The organism is Micromonospora sp. KC207 (genome assembly GCF_004348615.1).
Taxonomy (GTDB): domain Bacteria; phylum Actinomycetota; class Actinomycetes; order Mycobacteriales; family Micromonosporaceae; genus Micromonospora.
Window position 1 is genome coordinate 1 of sequence record NZ_SMKJ01000289.1, and the last position, 8,801, is coordinate 8,801.

8 protein-coding genes are annotated in these 8,801 nt (G+C 70.3%); 5 read left to right on the plus strand and 3 right to left on the minus strand.

The genetic code is table 11. The annotated features are described in order from the left end of the window. Together E1258_RS26690 and hppD are read right to left on the minus strand one after the other, a co-directional pair. Nucleotides 1–117, minus strand: a 117-nt coding sequence (locus E1258_RS26690) for a DUF2510 domain-containing protein (protein ID WP_132405960.1), incomplete at its 3' end; no start/stop codon positions are given. Between the two features lie 86 nt (nucleotides 118–203). After that, a complete protein-coding gene (gene hppD, locus E1258_RS26695; RefSeq protein ID WP_132405962.1) occupies nucleotides 204–1,409 on the minus strand; it encodes a 4-hydroxyphenylpyruvate dioxygenase in 1,206 nt (401 codons plus the stop codon). A 139-nt stretch (nucleotides 1,410–1,548) separates the two neighbouring features. Here hppD and E1258_RS26700 point away from each other — a divergent pair, with 139 nt between their 5' ends. The 3 genes from E1258_RS26700 (at nucleotide 1,549) to E1258_RS26710 (ending at nucleotide 5,374) form a co-directional block, all read left to right on the plus strand. Further along, nucleotides 1,549–2,055, plus strand: coding sequence for an Lrp/AsnC family transcriptional regulator (locus E1258_RS26700; RefSeq protein WP_132405964.1), 507 nt, complete (start codon nucleotides 1,549–1,551; stop codon nucleotides 2,053–2,055). Nucleotides 2,056–2,190: 135 nt separating this feature from the next. Beyond that, nucleotides 2,191–3,594, plus strand: a complete 1,404-nt coding sequence (locus tag E1258_RS26705) for a PQQ-binding-like beta-propeller repeat protein (protein WP_132405970.1) — start codon at nucleotides 2,191–2,193, stop codon at nucleotides 3,592–3,594. 112 nt (nucleotides 3,595–3,706) lie between these two features. Then, nucleotides 3,707–5,374 (plus strand): fumarate hydratase, encoded by a 1,668-nt coding sequence (locus E1258_RS26710; protein WP_132405966.1) that lies wholly within the window; start codon nucleotides 3,707–3,709, stop codon nucleotides 5,372–5,374. A gap of 104 nt (nucleotides 5,375–5,478) precedes the next feature. On the opposite strand, the gene E1258_RS26715 is transcribed toward E1258_RS26710, so the two are convergent. Next, complete coding sequence (locus tag E1258_RS26715; RefSeq protein ID WP_243715711.1) at nucleotides 5,479–6,963, minus strand: aldehyde dehydrogenase; 1,485 nt, start codon at nucleotides 6,961–6,963, stop codon at nucleotides 5,479–5,481. 163 nt (nucleotides 6,964–7,126) lie between these two features. On the opposite strand from E1258_RS26715, the gene E1258_RS26720 reads away from it, so the two are divergent. Both E1258_RS26720 and E1258_RS26725 read left to right on the plus strand, forming a co-directional pair. Beyond that, nucleotides 7,127–7,546: an SCP2 sterol-binding domain-containing protein gene (locus tag E1258_RS26720; RefSeq protein WP_132405968.1), complete on the plus strand. Its 420-nt coding sequence runs from the start codon at nucleotides 7,127–7,129 to the stop codon at nucleotides 7,544–7,546. Beyond that, a partial coding sequence (locus tag E1258_RS26725) for a glycogen debranching N-terminal domain-containing protein (protein ID WP_305847280.1) occupies nucleotides 7,512–8,801 on the plus strand: 1,290 nt, incomplete at its 3' end. The genes E1258_RS26720 and E1258_RS26725, both read left to right, overlap by 35 nt.

Consider the following 8,801-nt stretch of genomic DNA (forward strand, 5'->3'; position numbering starts at 1 on the left):
CCCTTCCGGCGGGGTCTGGTCGACCGGGATCGGCGCGCCGATCCAGCCCTCGCCGTCCCAGTACCTCCTGGTGTCGGGGTCGGCGGGGTCGACGTACCAGCCGGGTGCGATGCTCACGGGGCAACCTTAACGACGACCGGCCGGGCGAACCTGTCGCGGCGGTGCTTCGGGGGCTGGGTCACGCTCGACAGTGTCGCAGGTGACTAGAGGTTGCCCCGCTTCTCCTGCTCCCGCTCGATGGCCTCGAACAGGGCCTTGAAGTTGCCCTTGCCGAAGCCGAGCGAGCCGTGCCGCTCGATCAGCTCGAAGAACACGGTCGGACGGTCCTGCACCGGCTTGGTGAAGATCTGGAGCAGGTAGCCGTCCTCGTCCCGGTCGACCAGGATCTTGCGGGCCTTCAGCTCCTCGATCGGCACCCGCACCCGGCCGATCCGGGCGCGCAGCTGCGGGTCGTCGTAGTACGAGTCGGGGGTTTCCAGGAAGTCCACGCCGGCCGCGCGCATCGCGTCGACGCTGGCCAGGATGTCGTTGGTGGCCACGGCGATGTGCTGGGCCCCCGGCCCCTGGTAGAACTCCAGATACTCGTCGATCTGCGACTTCTTGCGGGCCACGGCCGGCTCGTTGAGCGGGAACTTGACCTTCCGGGTGCCGTTCGCGACGACCTTGCTCATCAGCGCCGAGTAGTCGGTGGCGATGTCGTCGCCGATGAACTCCGCCATGTTCGAGAAGCCCATCACCCGCTGGTAGAAGTCGACCCACTCGTCCATCCGGCCCAGCTCCACGTTGCCGACGACGTGGTCGACGGCCTGGAAGAAGCGCTTCGGCTGGAGGCCGGCGTCGATCATCGGCCGCCGGTCCACGATCGGGCCCCGGGCCACGAAGCCGGGCAGGAACGGACCGGTGTAGCGGGACCGGTCGACCAGGGTGTGCCGGGTGTCGCCGTACGCGGCGATGGCCGCCATCCGCACGGTGCCATGCTCGTCGGCGACGTCGTGCGGCTCCAGCAGGCCGATCGCGCCCTGCGCGGTGGCGTGCGCGTACGCGGCGTCGACGTCGGGGACCTCCAGCGCGATGTCGGACACGCCGTCGCTGTGCCGGGTCACGTGGTCGGCGCCGGGGGCGTCCGGGCGCACCGCGCCGGTCAGCACGAACCGGGCCGATCCGCTGGTCAGCACGTACTGGGCGTGGTCGCGGTGACCCTGCTCCGGCCCCCGGTACGCCACGCAGGCCATGCCGAACGCGGTCGAGTAGTAGTGCGCCGCCTGCTTGGCGTTGCCGACCAGGAAGTGCACGTGGTCGAGCGCCTTCACCGGGAACGGGTCGTGGCTGATGTCGTGGTCGACGGCACCGACGAGCCGGTCGACGTCGATCTCCTCGGTGGGCTGGGGTCGGTCGATCGCCTGGGTCATGGTGACCTCCCTTGCGTACCGGCCGGCCTCGTGGGCCGCCGTGGGTGGGTTTATTCAGCGAGGATCGCCGGACCGGGTTCGGTGGGCAACAGTTGCGGAAAACCCTGGTCAGGTTGCGCATTCGGTATGGTGTTCACCCGTGACAGCTGTGCATGATGTCCAGCTTGACGCGCTCGACGCGCGGCTGATCGAACTCTTCGCCGAGGAGCCCCGGATCGGGGTGCTGGAGTGCTCCCGGCGGCTCGGGGTGGCCCGGGGCACCATCCAGGCCCGGCTCGACAAGCTCGTCGGCCGGGGGGTGATCGGCGGATTCGGGCCGGACGTCTCCCCGGCCGCGATCGGCTTCGGGGTGACCAGCTTCGTCACCCTGGAGATCAGCCAGCGGCTCGGACACGATCCGGTCACCGCCCACCTCTCGGCGATCCCCGAGGTGCTGGAGGCGCACACCATCACCGGCTCCAGCGACCTGCTCTGCCGGATCGTCGCCCGCTCGAACGCCGACCTCCAGCGGGTGATCGACCAGATCGTCTCGTACGAGGGCATCCGGCGGGCGTCGACGATCATCGCGCTCGCCCAGCAGATCCCGTACCGGGTGCTCCCCCTGGTCCGCTCCGCCGCCCGGGGGGAAGGAAGGGCCCCTTCCTAACGCCTTTTGTATAGGAAGGGCCCCCTACTAACACGCCGGTCAGCGAGAAAGCCGCGCGACACGGCCGCACCGGCGCTCGGGGTGGCGGTGATCGTCGTTACCGTGTCCGGTGTGGCGAAGGTGGGCGGCCTCAGGATGCGTGGCTGGTTCCTGCTCGGCCTCGTCACGGTGGTCGTCCTCGCCGTGGCCGGGGTGTGGAACCCGTGGCCGGGCGTGTGGGACTGGGTCGACCGCAGCGAGCCGATCTCCGAGCCCGACGTGGTCTGGCAGCAGCGCGTCGGAGGGACCCCGAAGAGCGTCACCATCGCCGGCGACTCCGTGATCGTCGAGCAGCGTACCCGGGTCGAGGCCCGCAGCCTCGCCACCGGCGTACAGCTGTGGGACCGCAAGGCCGACTGGGCCGCCGTGGCCGGTGGGGAGCGCGACCCGGTCGTCGCCGTGGGCAAGCTCCTCGTCAAGGGGTACGAGCTGCTCGACCCCGCCACCGGCGCGACCCGCCGCCGCGACGACGACGCGGTGGCCGTGTGGACGTACCGGAACCTGCTGCTCGACGCCCACTGCGTCGAGGCGACCGACTGTACGTTGAGCGCCTGGGACCCGCGCGGCACCGCGCCGTTGTGGACGGCGTTCCTGCCCGGCGTCAGCACCGGCCTTTTCGCCGACAACCCCGAACTGCTCGGCACCCGCCGGCTCACCGCCAACCGGATCGACGCCGGGGCGGCCGGGCCGGAGCCGGTGCCCCCGCTGCTCGGCTTCCCCGTCGACGGACGGGTGCACGTGGTGGACACCGCCACCGGCCGGGTGCTCCAGAACGTCGAGCCCGGCCGGGACGAGCGGCTCGCCGTGATCGGCGGCCGGATGCTGCGGATCAGGGCGGTCGGCCAGGACGGCGCGTGCGCGTTCACCCTCACCGCCCACGACCCGGCCACCGGCAAACAGGTGTGGCGGCGCACCGGCGTCAACCTGCGCACCGCCGACAGCGCGGGCTGCGTGCAGCGGGAGGACCCGCAGGGCGCGCGGAACGTGCTGATCGGCGTGGCCCCGGACGGCCGGGAGGCGGTCATCGACGGGTACGACGGCCGGCTGCTGCAGGTCAACGGCGAGGGGCAGAAGCTGATCGCCGTCGACGACCGGCACGCGCTGCTGCGCACCGCCGACAAGCGCTCGATCGTCGCCCGGGAGCTGGGCGCGGACCGCACCCGGTGGACCCGGGCGACCGGGGCCAAGAGCGGGGCCACGCTCACCCCGTACGCGGCGGTGCTCACCCAGGAGAAGCCGAACCGGCTGATCGCGCTGGACCCGCGTACCGGGAAGGAGCTGGTGGTGCTGCGGACCTCGGCCAACGCCCTGGCCGTGGGGCCGGCGGGCATGGTCATCGGCGAGGGCCGCGAGATCGGGTACGTCCGCTTCGGCGCCGGTGGCGCCGCGCCCGTGCCCGGCGACGCCGGTGTCCCCGGCCCGGACGGCGGCGGCGCGCCGGACGGCGGCGACGCGCCGGACGACGAGGACCGTTGCGGCCCGAAGCGGGAGCTCTGCTGAGCGCCCTGCGGTAGGCGCGCCCAGCCGGTGGGCGGGGCTGTGCGGGAAGCGACCTCGCAGGAGGCCCCGTCGGGTGCGACCGATCGGCCGGTCTGCCCTAGGCTTTCCGCTCATGAGCAGTGCCGCCGCGTTCTCGTACGCCCCCTTGCTGCCGACCGGTCCCGACCAGACCGAGTATCGCCTGGTCACCGACGAGGGTGTCGATGTCGTCAACGGTCCCGGCGGGCGCCGGTTTCTCACCGTGGAGCCGGCCGCGCTGACCGCGCTGACCGCCGAGGCGATGCACGACATCGCCCACTTCCTGCGCCCCGCCCACCTGACCCAGCTCCGGTCGATCATCGACGACCCGGCGGCCTCGCCGAACGACCGGTTCGTCGCGCTGGACCTGCTGCGCAACGCGAACATCGCCGCCGGTGGGGTGCTGCCGATGTGCCAGGACACCGGCACCGCCATCGTGATGGGCAAGCGCGGCCGGCACGTGCTGACCGACGGCGGCGACGCGGAGGCGATCTCCCGGGGCGTCTACCAGGCGTACACGAAGCTGAACCTGCGCTACTCGCAGCTCGCCCCGCTGACCATGTGGGAGGAGCGCAACACCGGCAGCAACCTGCCGGCGCAGGTGGAGATCTACGCCGAGGACCCGGACGGTCACCCCGACGCCTACAAGTTCCTGTTCATGGCCAAGGGCGGCGGGTCGGCCAACAAGTCGTACCTCTACCAGGAGACCAAGGCGCTGCTGAACCCCACCCGGATGATGCAGTTCCTGGAGGAGAAGCTGCGGCTCATCGGCACCGCCGCCTGCCCGCCGTACCATCTGGCCGTCGTCATCGGCGGCACGTCGGCCGAGTACGCCCTGAAGACCGCCAAGTACGCCTCCGCGAAGTACCTGGACGCCCTTCCGACGCAGGGCTCGATGACCGCCCACGGCTTCCGCGACCTAAAGCTGGAGGCGGAGGTGCTGGAGCTGACCCGCAACTTCGGCATCGGGGCGCAGTTCGGCGGCCGGTACTTCTGCCACGACGTGCGGGTGGTCCGGCTGCCCCGGCACGGCGCGTCCTGCCCGGTGGCGATCGCCGTGTCCTGCTCGGCGGACCGGCAGGCGGTCGCCAAGATCACTCCGTCGGGCGTGTGGCTGGAGCGCCTCGAAACCGACCCGGCGCGGTACCTCCCCGACGTCACCGACGAGACGCTCGATGCCGAGCAGGTCGTCCGCGTCGACCTGAACCGGCCGATGGCCGAGATCCGGGCCGAGCTGTCGAAGTACCCGGTGAAGACCCGGCTGTCGCTGACCGGCCCGCTGGTCGTCGCCCGGGACATCGCGCACGCGAAGATCGCCGAGCGGCTCGACGCGGGCGAGCCGATGCCGCAGTACCTGCGCGACCACGCCGTCTACTACGCCGGCCCGGCCAAGACCCCCGAGGGGTACGCCTCCGGCTCGTTCGGCCCGACCACCGCCGGCCGGATGGACGCGTACGTGGAGAAGTTCCAGGCCGCCGGCGGCTCGATGGTGATGCTCGCCAAGGGCAACCGGTCCGCCCAGGTGACCCGCTCCTGCCAGCGGCACGGCGGTTTCTACCTCGGCTCCATCGGCGGCCCGGCCGCCCGCCTCGCCCAGGACTGCATCCGGCACGTCGAGGTCCTCGAATACGCCGAGCTGGGCATGGAGGCGGTCTGGAAGATCGAGGTGGAGGACTTCCCGGCCTTCGTCGTCGTCGACGACAAGGGCAACGACTTCTTCGCCGAGGTCACCAAGCCGGTGCTCACCGTCGGCCGCCGCTGACCGTCCCGCGCGCGTCAGGCGCTGAGCGTTCCCGGGACGGGTGGCGACAGCGCCTGGGTGATGACGCCTTGGTCACGGCTGCCAGGGACGGCGGCCCGGACGTCTCACCGGACTTCGTCAGCCGTGGTGGGCACGAAGACCGACTTGGTCTGGAGGTAGCCGTCGATCGCCTCCGGGCCGTTCTCCCGGCCGTACCCCGACTGCTTGTAACCCCCGAAGGGAAGGGCGGCGTCCAGGACCGCCCAGGAATTGACCCAGACGATGCCGGAGCGCAGGCGGCCGGCGACCCGGTGGGCGCGGGCGACGTCGCGGGTGTGCAGGCCGGCGGCGAGTCCGTACCGCGTGCTGTTGGCCAGGCTCACCGCCTCGTCCTCGGTGTCGAACGGCTGGACGGTCAGCACCGGACCGAAGACCTCCTCCTGGACGATGCGGGCGTCGTTGGGTACGTCGGCCACCACGGTCGGGGCGAAGTAGTAGCCGCCGTCCCGCTCGATGCGGTGGCCGCCGGTGACGATCCGGCCTTCGCCGGCGGCGACGTACCGCTCCACGCTCTCCAGGCGTCGCCGCGCGGCCAGCGGCCCGACGATGGTCCGGGGGTCGCGCGGATCGCCGACCGGCACCCGTGCCACCACTTCGGTCACCTTGGCCAGCACGCTGTCGTAACACGAGCGCTGGATGAGCAGGCGGGAGCCGGCCATGCAGAACTGGCCGGAGTTGAACAGGAAGCCAGGCACCACGGCGTTGACGGCGGCGGTGATGTCGGCGTCCTCGAAGACGATGTGGGCGGCTTTGCCGCCGAGTTCCAGCGTGGTGGGCCTGACCGCCGCCGCGGCCGCCGCCGCGATGCTGGCCCCCACCCGCGTCGACCCGGTGAAGGCGATCTTGTCGATGCGGGGGTGGCTGGCCAGGGCGGCGCCGGCGTCCTCTCCGCCGGTGACCACGTTGAGCACACCGTCGCCGAGGCCAGCCTCGGCGAACAGTTCCGCCAGTCGCAGCGCCGTCAGCGGGCAATCGGCGGCCGGCTTGTGCACCACCGTGTTCCCGGCGGCCAGAGCCGGCGCGATCTTCGTCGTGGACAGGATCAACGGAAAGTTGTACGGCGTGATCGCCCCGACGACGCCAAGTGGCTCCTTCAGGGTGTAGGCGAGGCCGGGGGTGCGGATGTTGCGGGTGGCACCCCCGATCTGGTCGGCCAGGCCCCCGTAGTAGGTGAAGTGGTCGATGGTGTCGCGAAGGTCGACGGCGCGCGCGATGGTGATGGGCTTGCCCGTGTGCAGGCTCTCCAGTTGCGCGAACTCGTCCCTGCGTTCCTCGAGCAGGGCGGCGACCCTGAGCAGCACGGCGCCTCGCTCACGACCGCTCATCCGTGGCCAGGGACCGTCGTCGAACGCGCGCCGCGCGGCGTCGACCGCGGCGTCGACGTCCTGGTCACCCGCCTCGGCCACGGAGGTGACGACCCGGCCGTCGGCCGGATAGATGACGTCGCGCCGTCTCCCATCGGCGGCGTCGCGCCACCTGCCGTCGATGAAGAGCTGTCCCGGCGGCAGGTCGGTTCGCTGTTCGGCGATCGCCGTGCTCATACGCTCCATGTCTGCATACTGGCTGCCACGGTGCGGGTTCGGGATCACCCCGGCAGGGTGAAACGAGTGCCGCACCGCGGCCGCTCGTCCGGTTCTCGTTCTCATGGGGTGACGCCGGGTCACCCTTGACGCCCATATCCTCCGGGTGACGGCGAACCGTGGGGGTGGATGGATGGCCGACTCCATTGGTGAACACCTCGACAGGCTGGGCCGGAACCAGAATCCGGGGCTCAAGGACCTGCCGGCATGGGCGCGGGGCATCATTCGCCTCGACATACGGGGTGACGAGCGGGTCGATCAGTGGTTCATCACCCTGGAGAAGGGGAAGGCCCGGGTGTCACGCACCGGACGCGAGCCGGACGCGGTCATTTGTGCCGGTCGACCGGTGCTGGACCAGATGGCCAGGGGCGAAGCCAAGTTCAGTCCATCGTTCTTCCGGAACGATCTTATCGTCGAGGGGGACCTGAGGCTGGCCGACGCGTTCGGGAGGCTGCTGTTTCCCGGGCCTCCGATGGCGCATCATCCGCGGGATTTCGTTCGCGAGGAAGGTGCGAAACGTGATCGAGAAGACCGTAAGCCTCCTGGACGGTAACACCTTCATCGTCACCAACGACCAGGGTGATGTCAGTCCTTCGCAGGTCTACCCGACCGGGCTCTTCTCGTTCGACACGCGTTTTCTCTCGACCTGGCGGCTGAGCCTCAACGGTGAGCGACTCAGTGTGCTGTCCCGCGACGATCTCCGGTACTTCGAACGGCACTTCTTTCTGGTCCCCGGAGAGCCGACACACTACGTCGACGCGAAGGTCTCGGTCATCCGGGAGCAGTCGATCTGCCAGGACTTCAGCGAACGCCTGACGGTCCTCAACCACGACCTTGAGCCGGAGCATTTCACGCTCAGGGTGGAGATGGGCGCCGACTTCGCCGACCTGTTCGAAATCAAGGACGTGCGGGAGAAGGTGGGGACGACCTCGGTGCACCGGGAGAACGGCGTCCTGCGCTTCCGCTACGAGCGCGGCGGCTTCCGGCGCGACACGATCATCTCCAGCACCGCCGAGGCCGAGGTCGACGACGCGGGGATGACCTTCGACATCCACCTGGAACCGCGGTCGAGCTGGCATACGGAGCTGCACGTGCAGCCGGTCATCCAGGAGTCCCTCGCCGAAAACAACAAGACCATCTGGGCCGCCTACCGCAGCAGGAGCAGACCGAAACTGCGGCAGGACCTGGAGCGCTGGCTCAAGCGGGCCCCCACGTTGATCTGTGACTACGAGCCGCTCCAGACGGCGTACGAGCGGAGCCTGATCGACCTGGCCGCGATGCGGTACGCGTCGCTGACCAACCCGTCGGCTCCCCTGCCGACGGCCGGCCTGCCCTGGTTCATGACCATCTTCGGGCGGGACAGCATCTTCATCTGCCTACAGGCGCTGCCCTTCGCGCCGCAGTTGACCCCGCCGGTGTTGCGGCTGCTGGCGCTCCTGCAGGGGGTGACCCTGGACGACTTCGAGGAGGAGGAGCCGGGGAAGATCCTGCACGAGTTCCGCTACGGGGAATCCGCCGCGTTCGAGGAGCAGCCGCACACGCCGTACTACGGGTCGGCGGATTCCACCCCGCTGTTCGTGATCCTTCTGGACGAGTACGTGCGGTGGACCGGGGACGCGACGTTGATCCGCAGGCTCGAACCCAACGCGCGGAAGGCGCTGGCCTGGATCGACGAGTACGGTGACCTGCTCGGTAACGGCTACCTCTCCTACTTCCGGCGCAACATCGTGAACGGGTTGGAGAACCAGTGCTGGAAGGACTCGTGGGACTCGATCTCCTACCATGACGGCCGGCTGCCCCGCCCGCCC

Excerpts from the sequence above, each read along its gene's own strand:
- E1258_RS26705 (WP_132405970.1), top strand. The coding sequence starts at position 2,191 with ATGCGTGGCTGGTTCCTGCTCGGCCTCGTCACGGTGGTCGTCCTCGCC.
- E1258_RS26710 (WP_132405966.1), top strand. The coding sequence starts at position 3,707 with ATGAGCAGTGCCGCCGCGTTCTCGTACGCCCCCTTGCTGCCGACCGGT.
- E1258_RS26720 (WP_132405968.1), top strand. The coding sequence starts at position 7,127 with ATGGCCGACTCCATTGGTGAACACCTCGACAGGCTGGGCCGGAACCAG.
- hppD (WP_132405962.1), bottom strand. The coding sequence starts at position 1,409 with ATGACCCAGGCGATCGACCGACCCCAGCCCACCGAGGAGATCGACGTC.
- E1258_RS26715 (WP_243715711.1), bottom strand. The coding sequence starts at position 6,963 with ATGGAGCGTATGAGCACGGCGATCGCCGAACAGCGAACCGACCTGCCG.